The organism is Rouxiella sp. S1S-2, from assembly GCF_009208105.1.
GTDB lineage: Bacteria > Pseudomonadota > Gammaproteobacteria > Enterobacterales > Enterobacteriaceae > Rouxiella.
Genome location: NZ_WFKL01000001.1, coordinates 56,097 through 70,453, shown reverse-complemented (window position 1 = coordinate 70,453; position 14,357 = coordinate 56,097). Strand labels below are relative to the sequence as shown.

At 51.6% G+C, this 14,357-nt stretch carries 11 protein-coding genes; 8 read left to right on the top strand and 3 right to left on the bottom strand.

Features of this window, described 5'->3' with window-relative positions:
• Positions 1–78 precede the first annotated feature (78 nt).
• The gene (gene ilvC, locus GA565_RS00320) at positions 79–1,554 is read left to right on the top strand and encodes a ketol-acid reductoisomerase (protein ID WP_055773396.1); all 1,476 of its coding nucleotides are present in this window, start codon (positions 79–81) and stop codon (positions 1,552–1,554) included.
• Positions 1,555–1,647: 93 nt separating this feature from the next.
• On the opposite strand, the gene ppiC is transcribed toward ilvC, so the two are convergent.
• On the bottom strand, positions 1,648–1,929 hold the full coding sequence (ppiC, locus tag GA565_RS00315) for a peptidylprolyl isomerase PpiC (protein ID WP_055773394.1): 282 nt from the start codon (positions 1,927–1,929) through the stop codon (positions 1,648–1,650).
• A gap of 185 nt (positions 1,930–2,114) precedes the next feature.
• Between ppiC and rep the strand changes: the two genes are divergently transcribed.
• Positions 2,115–4,142, top strand: a complete 2,028-nt coding sequence (gene rep / locus GA565_RS00310; RefSeq protein ID WP_152196926.1) for a DNA helicase Rep — start codon at positions 2,115–2,117, stop codon at positions 4,140–4,142.
• 39 nt (positions 4,143–4,181) lie between these two features.
• Here rep and gppA read toward each other — a convergent pair whose 3' ends face one another.
• Both gppA and rhlB read right to left on the bottom strand, forming a co-directional pair.
• Positions 4,182–5,678, bottom strand: coding sequence for a guanosine-5'-triphosphate,3'-diphosphate diphosphatase (gene gppA, locus GA565_RS00305; protein ID WP_193311861.1), 1,497 nt, complete (start codon positions 5,676–5,678; stop codon positions 4,182–4,184).
• A 4-nt stretch (positions 5,679–5,682) separates the two neighbouring features.
• Positions 5,683–6,978 (bottom strand): ATP-dependent RNA helicase RhlB, encoded by a 1,296-nt coding sequence (gene rhlB, locus GA565_RS00300; RefSeq protein ID WP_055773390.1) that lies wholly within the window; start codon positions 6,976–6,978, stop codon positions 5,683–5,685.
• A gap of 132 nt (positions 6,979–7,110) precedes the next feature.
• Here rhlB and trxA point away from each other — a divergent pair, with 132 nt between their 5' ends.
• The 6 genes from trxA (at position 7,111) to wecC (ending at position 14,357) form a co-directional block, all read left to right on the top strand.
• Positions 7,111–7,437, top strand: a complete 327-nt coding sequence (gene trxA, locus GA565_RS00295) for a thioredoxin TrxA (protein ID WP_152196925.1) — start codon at positions 7,111–7,113, stop codon at positions 7,435–7,437.
• A gap of 456 nt (positions 7,438–7,893) precedes the next feature.
• Positions 7,894–9,153 carry a transcription termination factor Rho gene (gene rho / locus GA565_RS00290; RefSeq protein ID WP_055773386.1) on the top strand — a complete coding sequence of 420 codons (1,260 nt, stop codon included), beginning with the start codon at positions 7,894–7,896 and terminating at the stop codon, positions 9,151–9,153.
• A gap of 420 nt (positions 9,154–9,573) precedes the next feature.
• Complete coding sequence (gene wecA / locus GA565_RS00285) at positions 9,574–10,668, top strand: UDP-N-acetylglucosamine--undecaprenyl-phosphate N-acetylglucosaminephosphotransferase (RefSeq protein WP_055773383.1); 1,095 nt, start codon at positions 9,574–9,576, stop codon at positions 10,666–10,668.
• Positions 10,669–10,767: 99 nt separating this feature from the next.
• Positions 10,768–11,823: an ECA polysaccharide chain length modulation protein gene (wzzE, locus tag GA565_RS00280; RefSeq protein WP_370518004.1), complete on the top strand. Its 1,056-nt coding sequence runs from the start codon at positions 10,768–10,770 to the stop codon at positions 11,821–11,823.
• A gap of 108 nt (positions 11,824–11,931) precedes the next feature.
• On the top strand, positions 11,932–13,062 hold the full coding sequence (gene wecB / locus GA565_RS00275) for a non-hydrolyzing UDP-N-acetylglucosamine 2-epimerase (RefSeq protein WP_152196923.1): 1,131 nt from the start codon (positions 11,932–11,934) through the stop codon (positions 13,060–13,062).
• Positions 13,059–14,357: a UDP-N-acetyl-D-mannosamine dehydrogenase gene (gene wecC, locus GA565_RS00270; protein ID WP_152196922.1), complete on the top strand. Its 1,299-nt coding sequence runs from the start codon at positions 13,059–13,061 to the stop codon at positions 14,355–14,357. Before wecB ends, wecC begins: the two co-directional genes overlap by 4 nt.

Genomic DNA, 14,357 nt, shown 5'->3' with positions numbered 1-14,357 from the left:
GAACTTGGCGCCTTCCTGCAACTCGAATCATTTAGGGCTCAACAATTTCGTACCCAACAACCGCAACGGAGTTTTACCATGGCTAACTATTTCAACACATTGAACCTGCGTCAGCAGCTGGCGCAATTGGGCAAGTGCCGCTTTATGGCTCGCGATGAATTCGCTGATGAAGCCAGCTTCCTAAAGGGTAAAAAAGTGGTGATCGTTGGCTGTGGCGCGCAGGGCCTCAACCAAGGTCTGAACATGCGTGACTCTGGTCTGGACGTTTCCTACACCCTGCGTGCAGAAGCCATCGCCGAGAAGCGTGCTTCATGGCGTAAAGCGACCGAAAACGGTTTCAAAGTGGGCACTTACGAAGAACTGATCCCACAGGCTGATCTGGTGGTTAACCTGACGCCAGACAAGCAGCACAGCGCGGTGGTAAAAGCGGTTCAGCCACTGATGAAAGACGGCGCAACCCTGGGCTACTCTCACGGTTTCAACATCGTTGAAGTGGGCGAGCAAATCCGTAAAGACATCACCGTGGTGATGGTTGCACCAAAATGTCCGGGTACTGAAGTTCGTGAAGAGTACAAACGCGGTTTCGGCGTGCCTACGCTTATCGCTGTTCACCCAGAAAACGACCCTAAAGGCGAAGGCATGGCGATTGCCAAGGCTTGGGCTGCAGCCACTGGCGGTCACCGTGCGGGCGTTTTGGAATCTTCTTTCGTTGCTGAAGTTAAATCTGACCTGATGGGCGAGCAGACTATCCTGTGCGGCATGCTGCAAGCGGGTTCACTGCTGTGCTTCGACAAACTGGTTTCTGAAGGTGTTGATCCGGCTTACGCCGAGAAACTGCAGCAATTCGGCTGGGAAACTATTACCGAAGCGCTGAAGCAGGGCGGTATCACCCTGATGATGGATCGCCTGTCTAATCCTGCAAAACTGCGTGCTTTCGCGCTGTCAGAGCAGTTGAAAGGCATTATGGCTCCGCTGTTCCAAAAGCACATGGATGACATCATCTCTGGCGAATTCTCCAGCGGTATGATGGCTGACTGGGCAGCAGACGACGTTAAACTGCTGACTTGGCGTGAAGAGACCGGCGCAACCGCATTCGAAAACGCACCGCAGTTTGAAGGAAAAATCTCTGAGCAAGAGTACTTCGACCACGGCGTACTGATGATTGCAATGGTTAAAGCGGGCGTTGAGCTGGCGTTTGAAACCATGGTTTCTTCCGGCATCATCGAAGAGTCTGCTTACTACGAATCACTGCACGAGCTGCCGCTGATTGCCAACACCATTGCCCGTAAGCGTTTGTACGAAATGAACGTGGTTATCTCTGATACTGCAGAATACGGTAATTACCTGTTCGCTAACGCCGCTGTTCCGTTGCTGAAAGAGTTTATGACTACTCTGCAAGCGGGCGACCTGGGCAAATCTGTTGCGGCCGCCGAAGTTGACAACGCACAGCTGCGCGACGTGAACGAAGCAATCCGTGCCCACGCTATCGAAGCGGTAGGCCACAAACTGCGCGGCTACATGACTGACATGAAACGCATCGCGGTTGCCAGCTAATAAATAAAGCACGGCCTGTTTTACCCTACACATTGAAAAGCACCGCCTTGGCGGTGCTTTTCTTTTACAGTGCTGACAGCCGGCAGAGCACACTTAGTTGCGGTACAGCACCTTGATCAGGTGGTAACCAAACTGGGTCTTAACCGGGCCGAGCGGCTTAAGCAGTTCACCGCTGAAGACCACTTTATCAAACGCAGGAACCATGTCGCCTTTACGGAATTCACCCAGTGAACCGCCGTCGCGTTTGGACGGGCAGGTAGAATGCTTGCGCGCCAGCTCCTGGAAATCAGCGCCTTGTTCCAGCTGAGCCAGCAGCTCGTTAGCTTTCTTTTCGTCATCCACCAGGATGTGTAATGCAGAAGCGGTGTTCGCCATAATCGTGACCTTTTAGATAAATTAATCAAAAACTGCTGAGGGGCGTAATGTAACATCTGCAACGCCGGATGTGGAATGCGCGATGTCACCCAACCTTCAAACCTGACACTTTTGACTGTCATTTCCGGCGGAAGTTTCTGCTACAATCCTCCTCCTGCATCAACCAAGTGAGCAAAATTAACCCAATGCGATTAAATCCCAGCCAACAACACGCCGTCGAATTTGTTACCGGACCCTGCCTGGTCCTGGCCGGTGCGGGCTCGGGTAAAACACGGGTTATTACCAATAAAATTGCTCACTTGATTCGCGAGTGCGGCTATCAGGCGAAGCATATTGCCGCCGTGACCTTTACCAACAAGGCCGCGCGCGAAATGAAAGAGCGCGTGTCACAAACGTTGGGACGCAAAGAGTCGCGCGGGCTGCTGATTTCAACCTTCCACACGCTGGGTCTGGAAATTATCAAGCGCGAGTTCGCGGCGCTGGGGATGAAATCCAACTTTTCACTGTTTGACGATCAGGACCAGTTAGCATTGCTCAAAGAGCTGAGTGAAAAGTGGCTTGAAAACGACAAGACACTGTTGCAGCAGTTGATCTCGACGATCTCGAACTGGAAAAACGATCTGATTGACCCCTCGGGTGCTGCCAAGCGGGCACGAACGGAGCGCGACAAGCTGTTTGCCCACTGTTATGCCCTGTATCACGACCACATGCGTGCCTGTAATATTCTCGATTTCGACGACCTGATCCTGCTGCCGACGCTGCTGCTGCAGCGCAATGAAGAGGTGCGTGAGCGCTGGCAAAACAAGCTGCGCTATCTGCTGGTGGACGAATATCAGGATACCAACACCAGCCAGTATATGATGGTGAAACTGCTGGTCGGCAACCGTGCACGTTTTACGGTGGTAGGCGACGACGACCAGTCGATTTACTCCTGGCGCGGTGCGCGTCCGCAAAATCTGGTGCTGTTGAAAGAAGACTTTCCGGCATTACAGGTTATCAAGCTTGAGCAAAACTACCGGTCTTCACAGCGCATCCTTAAAGCCGCCAATATTCTGATCGCCAACAATCCGCACGTTTTCGAGAAACGACTGTTCTCGGAGCTGGCTTATGGTCAGGATTTAAAGGTGATCACCGCCAATAATGAAGACCATGAAGCCGAGCGCGTGGTCGGTGAGCTGATTGCTCATCGTTTTATGAATAAAACCAACCACGGGGATTACGCCATTCTTTATCGCGGCAACCATCAGTCGCGGTTGTTTGAAAAAATGCTGATGCAGAACCGCATTCCTTACCGCATATCGGGTGGCACGTCGTTCTTCTCACGCCCCGAAATCAAAGATTTACTGGCCTATCTGCGAGTGTTGACCAATCCCGATGACGACAGCGCGTTTTTACGCATCGTGAATACGCCACGGCGTGAGATTGGCGCAGCCACGCTGCAAAAACTGGGCGAATGGGCTAATCAGCGCAATAAAGGACTGTTCAAGGCCAGCTCCGATTTTGGGCTGAGTCAAACCTTGACCGGACGTGGTCTTGAGTCTTTGCAGCGCTTTACTCACTGGATGGGCTCGATTGCCGAGCTGGCAGAACGCGAGCCGATCGCCGCCGTACGTGACCTGATCCACGGGATGGATTATGAAAGCTGGCTGTTTGAGACCTCGCCAAGTCCAAAGGCCGCCGAGATGCGCATGAAAAACGTCAACCAACTGTTTAGCTGGATGACGGAAATGCTTGAGGGAACCGACCTCGACGAACCTATGTCGTTAACGCAGGTGGTTACCCGCTTTACGCTGCGCGACATGATGGAGCGCGGTGAAAACGAAGAAGAGCTGGATCAGGTTCAGTTGATGACGCTGCACGCCTCCAAAGGGCTGGAGTTTCCCTATGTCTTCCTGGTTGGCATGGAAGAGGGCCTGCTGCCGCACCAAAGCAGTATCGATGAAGACAACGTTGATGAAGAGCGTCGTCTGGCCTATGTGGGCATCACACGTGCGCAGAGAGAGCTTTTCTTTACCCTGTGTCGCGAGCGCAGGCAGTACGGTGAACTGATCCGCCCTGAGCCAAGCCGGTTCTTGCTGGAGCTGCCACAGGATGATTTGGCATGGGAGAGTGAGCGCAAGGTGGTGTCGCCACAAGAGCGAATGGTGAAAGGGCAAAGCCATCTGGAGAAGATCCGCGCGCAGCTGGCCGAGGCCAAGAAAAAGGGAGCCTGAGGCTCCCTGATGTATTGCTTTACTTGACACGAACGTCGGCTATTTGCTGGCTTCTTCAACGTAAAGTGGCCAATGGACATAACTTTGCCAATGGCTTTCCTGCTCCAACTCCTCAGCGCGCAGCGGATGCTGTTCGAGCCATCCATTCGGCACTAAGACGTTGAGTTCATCATCATTGGCCCGCAGGCGAACCGCAGGCAGTGTGTCGTCACGGCGACGGCTGGCGAAAATGATCGCCAGCCGCATGATGCGGCATAAACGTTCCGCCTGACGTGGCGGCAGGGCATTTTGCTGATTGAGCAGCGCCAAATCCAGGTTGTTACTCTGGTTTTGCAGCAGCGTGGCCAACAGTTTTTTCTGTGCCGGCGTGAAACCCGGTAAATCAAGATGACGAATCAGATAGGCCGCATGGTTCTGCGCCTGTTTAAAATCGACACTCAACCCAATTTCGTGGATAAGACAGGCGCTGGTCAGCAATTCGCGTGCGCGTGCATCCAGCTGCCAGACGTTGGAAACTTGAATCGAAAAGTTTTCGGCAAGCGTTGCTACGCGTTTTGCCTGCTCCACGTCGAGCAGATAACGACGTTGCAGGTTGTGAAGCGTGCGTTGACGAATGTCCTGTTCGACCGGCAGATGCAGCATGCCATAGACCAGGCCCTCTCGCAGTGCGCCGCCTGCCAGCATCATCGACTCGATATGCAGCGTTTTAAAGATGGCGATAAGAATCGACAAACCGCTCGGGAACACCAGCGCACGTTCCAGCGTCAGGCCTTCAATTTCAAGCTCTTCAAGCTTGCCGCACTGAATAGCACGCTGCTTGAGCTGTTGCAGCTTCGCCAGCGTGATACGCTCGTCCATGCCCTGCGCCACCATGATTTCCTGCAGCGCCTGAACGGTGCCCGAAGCACCTACGCAAATTTGCCAGCCATTTGCCAGCAACTCGGGTGCTATAGGGGTTATCATTTCAACGGCAGCCTGCTCGGCCTGTTCGAAATTCTCTTTCGCCAGACTTCGGTCGGCGAAATAACGCTCAAGCCAGGTCACGCAGCCCATTGACAGGCTAAACAGTGTATTGGCCTGCGCACCTGAGCCGGTTACCAGTTCGGTGCTGCCACCGCCGATATCCACGACCAGTCGCTGATCGGGTCCGCCGGTAGTGTGAGCAACGCCGTGGTAAATCAGCCGCGCTTCTTCTTCGCCGGTGATGACCTGTATACGACAACCGAGAATGGTTTCGGCCACCTGTAGAAACTCGTCGGCATTCTTGGCCAGGCGCAGTGTCGCCGTAGCAACCACGCGTATTTGCTCGCGGGGAATATCCTGCAGACGTTCAGAAAATAATTTCAGGCATTGCCACCCTCTCTGCATAGCTTCAGCCGAGAGATGGTTATTTTTATCAAGACCGGCAGCCAAACGCACTTTGCGCTTAATTTTCGCCAGCGTTTGAATACTGCCTGCCACCTCACGGACCACCAACATATGGAAGCTGTTGGAACCCAGATCGATCGCTGCATAAAGTGAGGTGGAGCTCAGCATAATTTTAGCCCGAACGTTTGCGGTTGTTACGTGGTGCACTACCACCGCGTCGTGATGATGATGATGAATTACGGCGTGGGCCGTTACCGTTGCGGGTACGTGCAAGGCGTTTCGGCGCAGGCAATTCAGTCAGTAATGCATCGCTATTGTATTTGCTGACGGGAATACTGTGACCGGTGTAGGTTTCGATGGCCGGCAGATTCAGGGCATATTCTTCACAGGCCAGGCTGATTGAGTGACCGCTAAGGCCAGCACGACCGGTACGACCAATGCGGTGAACATAGTCTTCGCAGTCGTCAGGCAGGTCATAGTTAAAGACGTGCGTTACGGCTGGAATATGCAAACCACGTGCGGCTACGTCGGTGGCGACCAGAATATCGATATCACCCTTGGTGAAATCTTCGAGTACGCGCAGGCGTTTTTTCTGTGCGACATCGCCGGTCAGCAGGCCAACGCGGTGTCCGTCAGCGGCCAAATGGCCCCAGACATCTTCACAGCGGTGTTTAGTATTGGCGAAAATAATACAACGGTCAGGCCACTCTTCTTCTATAAGCGTTTGCAACAAACGCATTTTCTCTTCGTTAGAAGGATAGAAAAGTTCTTCCTGAATACGGTGACCCGTTTTTTGTTCCGGTTCGATTTCAATCGACTCGGCGTTGTTCATGTTTTCAAACGCCAGCTCTTTAACGCGGTATGAAAGCGTCGCGGAGAACAGCATGTTCAGGCGTTGAGTCGCAGGAGGCATGCGACGGAACAGCCAGCGAATGTCTTTGATAAAGCCCAGATCGAACATGCGGTCGGCTTCATCCAGCACCACGACCTGGATTGCACCCAGATTAACATGGTTCTGTTTTACGTAATCGATTAACCGGCCAGTCGTGCCGATCAGGATATCAACGCCACTTTCCAGCACTTTAAGCTGTTTGTCGTAGCCGTCGCCACCGTAGGCCAGACCGAGTTTCAGTCCGGTTGATTCAGATAACGCTTCGGCATCTGAATGAATTTGTACTGCCAATTCCCGCGTCGGTGCCATAATTAAAGCACGCGGCTGATTGGTCTGACGACCCTCAGCAGCAGGGTTAGAAAGCAGATAATGGAAAGTAGACGCTAAAAAAGCCAGCGTCTTGCCGGTTCCGGTTTGCGCCTGACCTGCAACATCACGTCCTGAGAGCGTGATAGGCAATGCAAGTGCCTGGATAGGCGTGCAGTAATGAAACCCTTTCTTTTCAAGGGCTTCGACTGCCAGCGGGTGCAGGGCGAAGTCGGAAAACTTCTGTTCAGTTAAGTGTGTTTTGCTCATAGTGTGGTAGAATATCAGCTAACTATTGCTTTACGAAAGCATATCCGTTGAAATAAACATAGTGAAATACAGTCAACCTACTGTTGGTTAATGCTACATCAACAAGGTAAAGATAATCCTTTGGAGTTGAACATGAGCGATAAAATTATTCACCTTTCTGATGACAGTTTCGACAAAGACGTACTGAAAGCCGAGGGATTGGTGCTGGTCGATTTTTGGGCAGAATGGTGTGGTCCTTGCAAGATGATTGCTCCGATCCTCGATGAAATTGCCACCGAGTTCGAAGGCAAACTGACTGTTGCCAAGCTGAACATCGATGAAAACCCGGGCACCGCGCCAAAATACGGCATTCGCGGCATCCCAACTTTACTGCTTTTCAAAGGCGGCGAAGTGGCGGCAACGAAAGTCGGCGCACTGTCTAAAGGTCAGTTGAAAGAATTCCTGAACGCAAATCTGTAATAGATTTGAAAGACCTAAATCAGGCGTTTGGCGGGGAGCGTGTGTTTTTCACACTGACCGCTAGACGCCTGCAAAGAAGCGTGCTAAGTTTACGCTTACTGCATATTTAAGCTTACCTGTAGTTTGATTCTAGCGTTTTACTCTGTGTCGAAAACATCTGCCTATTAAAGTTGCTTTGATAAAAACTGCCTGCGTAGAAAACGACTTGTTGAAAAACAGGTGTAATGGCGATGTGCTTTGACAATCTAACGGTTTTAAAAATCGGCTTTGAGATACCTTCAATTTAAGTCTGCCCTCTTTCAAGAAATAGTTCGCGAGCCTTGCCCACGATCTGTCATCAGAAGCTGCAAATTGAGAGTCTCTACCCTAAAGTAATTTAAGCTGGCATGGATGTCCTTGCCATCCCCATTCACGACAGATTTTCGAGATACACCCCGAGTTTAAGAACCCACCATTATGAATCTTACCGAATTAAAGAATACGCCGGTTTCTGACCTGATTACACTCGGCGAAAATATGGGACTGGAAAACCAGGCCCGCATGCGTAAGCAAGACATCATTTTTTCAATACTGAAGCAGCACGCCAAGAGCGGAGAAGATATCTTCGGTGACGGTGTTCTGGAGATACTGCAGGACGGATTTGGTTTCCTCCGTTCTGGAGACAGCTCCTACCTCGCCGGTCCTGATGATATTTACGTTTCTCCCAGCCAAATTCGCCGCTTCAATCTTCGTACCGGTGACACCATTTCCGGTAAAATACGTCCGCCGAAAGAAGGCGAGCGCTATTTTGCCCTGTTGAAAGTTAATGAAGTTAACTACGACAAACCCGAAAACGCCCGTAACAAAATCTTGTTCGAGAACTTGACCCCACTGCACGCTAACTCACGTTTGCGTATGGAACGCGGTAACGGTTCTACCGAAGACTTGACCGCTCGCGTACTCGATCTGGCATCGCCTATCGGTCGTGGTCAGCGAGGCCTGATCGTCGCACCGCCGAAAGCCGGTAAAACGATGCTGCTGCAAAATATTGCAACCAGCATCGCCTACAACCACCCAGACTGCGTGCTGATGGTGCTGTTGATCGACGAACGTCCGGAAGAAGTGACCGAGATGCAGCGTCTGGTTAAAGGTGAAGTTATTGCTTCAACCTTCGACGAACCTGCATCCCGTCACGTTCAAGTTGCCGAAATGGTCATCGAAAAAGCCAAGCGCCTGGTTGAGCACAAGAAAGACGTTATCATCCTTCTCGACTCCATCACCCGTTTGGCCCGTGCGTACAACACCGTGGTTCCTGCATCAGGTAAAGTGTTGACCGGTGGTGTTGACGCCAACGCCCTGCATCGTCCAAAACGCTTCTTCGGTGCGGCACGTAACGTTGAAGAGGGTGGCAGCCTGACTATCATCGCTACCGCGCTGGTTGATACCGGTTCGAAGATGGATGAAGTGATTTACGAAGAATTTAAAGGTACAGGTAACATGGAACTGCATCTCGCGCGCAAAATCGCCGAGAAACGCGTATTCCCGGCTATCGACTACAACCGTTCAGGTACCCGTAAAGAAGAGCTGCTTACCACCTCCGAAGAACTGCAAAAGATGTGGATCCTGCGCAAGATCATTCACCCAATGGGCGAAATCGACGCAATGGAATTCCTCATCAACAAGTTGGCCATGACCAAAACCAACGATGAGTTCTTCGATATGATGAAACGTTCATAATTCATCAATGCCGGTTTGAAGGAAGCTTGAGCTTCAAAAAAACCGGCGTACTCTAAGCATGAGTGCTGCAGCCCAGGCTGCAAATGCGCGAAAATGCAGAGTAGAACGTAAATGTGTTAAAACGCTACGTGAAGACGTGGCGTTTTCTGCTTTTGGTCGCTACGATATGTAGTGATATTACGCGTCGGCATCAGATTCAGATAACACCGGATACCCAGGATGGGTGCCATTTATTACTTTATCTCTGAGTTAGCGGGCAGGAAGGATCCTTCGGAGTACGTTAAAAGATTTTATAAAATCCGAATCGTCATCATAGGATATGACTACAAAACCGCGTGGTGGTATGGCTGTTGCCAGATTTAAGACCAAGCTGCCCTATCAATTTATGCAGATTTATTTTAATGCAGAGACGTGTTAACTGTGAATTTACTCACTATGAGTACTGAGCTTGTAGCTATCTTATTGTTTTCATTTGTCTTCTTGTTTTTGGCCCGTAAAGTTGCCAAAAAAATTGGATTAGTTGATAAACCTGACTTCCGTAAACGCCATCAAGGATTAATCCCCCTGGTTGGTGGCATCTCTGTATACGCAGGGGTCTGCTTCACCTTTTATATTAGTCATTCCACCGTACCCCATAATCTTCTTTATCTTGCCTGTGCGGGCCTGCTGGTTTTTATCGGTGCCCTAGACGATAAATTCGATATCAGTGTGAAGTTCCGCGCCTGCGTTCAGGCGCTGGTTGCCGTGGTAATGATGGTTGAAGGCGGCATGGTTTTACACGACCTCGGCAGGATTATTGGCCCTTGGCAGATGGTCTTGGGTCCATTTGGTTATCTGGTTACCCTGTTTGCCGTGTGGGCCTCTATCAACGCCTTTAACATGGTTGACGGCATTGACGGCCTACTGGGCGGTTTATCCTGCGTCACTTTTGGCTCAATGGGCATCGTGATGCTCTATTCAGGCAACGACGCGCTGGCCCTGTGGTGCTTCGCGATGATTGCCGCCATTATCCCTTACGTGCTGCTAAATCTTGGCGCCTTTGGCCGTCGTTATAAGGTCTTTATGGGCGATGCGGGCAGTACACTAATCGGCTTTACAGTGATCTGGATACTGCTGCAGTGTACTCAAACCACTCGCCCTTTTGCCCATCCTCCGATGACGCCGGTAACGGCGCTGTGGCTGATTGCCATTCCACTGATGGACATGATTGCCATCATGTACCGTCGTCTGCGTAAAGGCATGAGTCCGTTTTCCGCAGATCGCCAGCATATACACCATTTGATCATGCGCGCCGGGTTCTCCTCGCGGCAGGCCTTTGTGCTGATTACTTTGGCGGCCGCCGTGCTGGCTGCCATCGGCGTCATTGGCGAACATCTGCAGTTTCCTGAATGGCTGATGCTGGGCTTATTCTTTGTCGCATTTATGCTCTACGGTTATTGTATAAAACGTGCGTGGCGTGTGGCGCGTTTTATCAAACGAGTTAAACGAAGACTGCGCCGCCACTCGGCCAGTTAGCCCTTACTCTCAATACGACCAGTCGCTTGCAATAGTCATTAATAACAATGTGTTATCGTACAGTGGCGTGACGAATTAATTAAAAGATTGGTGAGAATAATGAAGTCAGAGACGATGTTTACAAGGAATGAACTCGCCATTGATAATGAGCTGGATATCCGTGGTCTGTGCCGAACCTTGTGGCAGGGAAAACTGTGGATTATCGGCCTTGGTCTTGGTTTTGCCATCGTGGCGCTGCTGGTTTCTTTGTTGATGACTCAGCAGTGGAGCACGACAGCGGTAACCGATAAACCTACGGTGAATAACCTGGCGTCATACTTCTCTCAGGAACAATTCCTGCGCAATCTGGACGCCAAAAATACGTTTACACCGGCGGGGGATCAGTCATCCATTTCTGACGGTGCATACAGTGAATTCATCATGCAATTGGCCGCCTACGATACGCGCCGTGATTTTTGGCTCGATAATCCTTATTACACCCAGCGAAAAACGGCTAATGCCGGCGAAAATGCGGTGTTGCTCGACAAACTGATCGCCGCCATTCAGTTTGCCCCGCGAGATGATAAAAAAGTGCCTAATGACAGTGTGAAACTGACCGCAGAGAGTGCCGCCGACGCGAATAAACTGCTGCGTCAGTACGTTAACTTTGCCAGTGCCCGTGCGGCTTCAAACCTCTATGATGAAATTCAGGGAGCCTGGGCAACGCGCGCGCAGTCGATGAAGGCGCAGGTTAAACGTCAGGAGGCAGTCGCCAATGCTATTTACAGCCGCGAGCTCAACAACACGCAGCAGGCGCTAAACATTGCGCAACAACAAAACATCGACCACAGCATGACGCAGGCCACGCCGGACAGCCTGCCTGATTCTGACATGTTTCTGCTCGGCACGCCGATGCTGCAGGCACGGCTGAAGCTGCTGCAGGCCTCGGGCCCGAGTTTTGATATCGACTACGATCAAAATAAAGCGATGTTAGCTACGCTTAATGTTGGGCCGGTATTAAATGCCAAATTCCAGACATATCGCTACCTGCGTACCCCAGAAGAGCCGGTGAAACGTGACAGTCCGCGTCGCGTTCTGCTCAGTATCATGTGGGGGATGGTGGGTGGATTAATCGGTGCAGGTGTTGCACTCGCACGGCGTCGCGTCATCAAATAAATAACGATAAAAAGATAGCGATGTATATTCGGACGCTGAATTTGCGCCCGTTCAGTCGTCAACGCTATGCGCCTAATAAAGTGCGCCTATAAAAAAGAGAATGCCTCTGTGAAAGTACTAACGATTTTCGGTACAAGGCCGGAAGCAATAAAAATGGCTCCTCTGGTTCATGCTTTGGCTAAGGACGATGCCTTTGTTTCAAAAGTCTGCGTAACGGCACAGCACCGTGAAATGTTGGATCAGGTTTTACACCTGTTCTCTATCAAGCCGGATTATGATCTCGATATCATGAAACCCGGACAGGACCTGACGGAAATTACCATTCGCATTCTGCAGGGCTTGAAACCGGTACTTGAAGAATTCAAACCCGACGTCGTGCTGGTGCACGGCGATACCACGACGGCGCTTTCTGCCAGTCTGGCCGCCTTTTATCAGCAGATCCCGATTGGTCACGTTGAAGCAGGCTTGCGCACGGGATATTTACTGTCTCCGTGGCCGGAGGAGGGCAATCGCCGCCTGACCGGGCATCTGGCAAACTGGCATTTTGCCCCGACGGAAACCGCCCGCAGCAATTTGCTCCGTGAGGGCATCGAAGACGCCCGAATCATCGTTACCGGTAATACGGTGATCGATGCACTACTGAGCGTGCGTAAATTATTCACCGACTCACCGGATCGTGCAGAAGAAATTGCCCAACGTTATCGTTTTATCGATGCTAACAAGAAGCTGATTCTGGTCACAGGCCATCGCCGCGAGAGCTTTGGCGGCGGCTTTGAACGGATTTGCAGCGCGCTGGCGCAAATAGCCAAGCAGAACCCCGACGTGCAAATCCTTTATCCGGTTCACTTGAACCCCCAGGTGAGCGAGCCGGTAAACCGTATTTTGCAGGGTATCGACAACGTTATTTTGATTGAGCCTCAGGACTATCTGCCCTTCGTCTATTTAATGGATAAAGCCTATCTGATCCTCACCGACTCTGGCGGCATTCAGGAAGAAGCGCCTTCGCTGGGTAAACCGGTTCTGGTCATGCGTGATACCACGGAAAGGCCGGAAGCGCTTGCGGCGGGAACGGTCAAGCTGGTGGGTACGAATACGGCGACTATCGTCAATGAGGTGTCTCAGTTGTTGAACGATGCGGGTGCCTATCAAAAAATGAGCCGGGCGCACAATCCTTACGGTGATGGGCATGCCTGTGGCTGCATCCTGGCTGCGCTGAATAAAAATAGAGTGACACCATGACCGCTGCAAACGAAGAACTTGCTGAAAGAGACTGCGCTTTTAACACTATTTCTGTGATTGGGTTAGGTTACATTGGCCTGCCAACGGCCGCCGCCTTCGCCTCACGCCATAAAAAAGTGATTGGCGTAGACATTAACCCGCGTGCGGTCGACATCATTAACCGCGGCGGCGTGCACATCATCGAGCCGGATCTTGAGGAGTTGGTCAAAAATGCCGTTGAAGTAGGCTATCTTCGCGCAGTAACTGCACCGGAGCCCGCCGATGCCTTCCTCATTGCGGTACCGACGCCGTTCAGTGAAGGTCATCAGCCTGACATGGTTTTTGTCGAAAAAGCGGTAACCTCACTGGCACCGGTGCTAAAAAAAGGCGATTTGATTATTCTTGAATCGACCTCCCCGGTAGGCGCCACCGAGCGAATGGCCGAGTGGCTGGCGGCGCTGCGCCCCGATCTGCGCTTTCCGCAACAGGATACAACGGCACCAGATATCAATATTGCCTATTGCCCAGAGCGCGTGCTGCCGGGCAAAGTGATGGTTGAACTGATTAAAAACGATCGGGTGATCGGCGGTATGACGCCGCGATGCTCGGTGCGGGCCAGTGAGTTGTATAATATTTTTCTGCTTGGCGAATGTGTGACCACCAACAGTCGTACCGCCGAGATGTGCAAGCTCACCGAAAACAGTTTTCGCGATGTGAATATTGCCTTTGCCAATGAGCTGTCGTTGATTTGTGATGAGCAGGGTATCGACGTCTGGGAGCTTATCCGCCTGGCCAATCGGCATCCGCGCGTCAATATATTGCAACCGGGTCCCGGGGTTGGTGGGCACTGTATCGCCGTCGATCCGTGGTTTATCGTGTCACAGCATCCTGATTTGGCTCGTCTTATTCGCACTGCGCGCGAGGTTAATGACAGTAAGCCGCTGTGGGTGGTTGATAAAGTCAAAGCGGCGGTTGCCGACTGCCTGACCGCGACGGGCAAACGTGCCGCCGAGGTGAAAATTGCCTGCTTTGGACTGGCGTTTAAACCCAATATTGATGACCTGCGTGAAAGTCCGGCCGTGCATGTCACACAACTGATTGCCGACTGGCATGCGGGAGAGACCTGGGCTGTGGAACCCAACGTCGAAAACCTGCCTGCCAGTCTTGAGAAAAAAGTCCAACTGTGCGAACTCGGACTGGCGCTAGAGCAGGCCGACGTGATAGTGATGCTCGTTGACCACACGGCGTTTAAACTGATCCCTGGACAGCAAATAAAGCAACGCTGGGTGGTCGATACTAAAGGCGTGTGGCGCTAA

Coding starts and splice junctions, on each gene's coding strand:
- ilvC (WP_055773396.1), top strand. CDS start 79: ATGGCTAACTATTTCAACACATTGAACCTGCGTCAGCAGCTGGCGCAA.
- ppiC (WP_055773394.1), bottom strand. CDS start 1,929: ATGGCGAACACCGCTTCTGCATTACACATCCTGGTGGATGACGAAAAG.
- rep (WP_152196926.1), top strand. CDS start 2,115: ATGCGATTAAATCCCAGCCAACAACACGCCGTCGAATTTGTTACCGGA.
- gppA (WP_193311861.1), bottom strand. CDS start 5,678: ATGCTGAGCTCCACCTCACTTTATGCAGCGATCGATCTGGGTTCCAAC.
- rhlB (WP_055773390.1), bottom strand. CDS start 6,978: ATGAGCAAAACACACTTAACTGAACAGAAGTTTTCCGACTTCGCCCTG.
- trxA (WP_152196925.1), top strand. CDS start 7,111: ATGAGCGATAAAATTATTCACCTTTCTGATGACAGTTTCGACAAAGAC.
- rho (WP_055773386.1), top strand. CDS start 7,894: ATGAATCTTACCGAATTAAAGAATACGCCGGTTTCTGACCTGATTACA.
- wzzE (WP_370518004.1), top strand. CDS start 10,768: ATGAAGTCAGAGACGATGTTTACAAGGAATGAACTCGCCATTGATAAT.
- wecC (WP_152196922.1), top strand. CDS start 13,059: ATGACCGCTGCAAACGAAGAACTTGCTGAAAGAGACTGCGCTTTTAAC.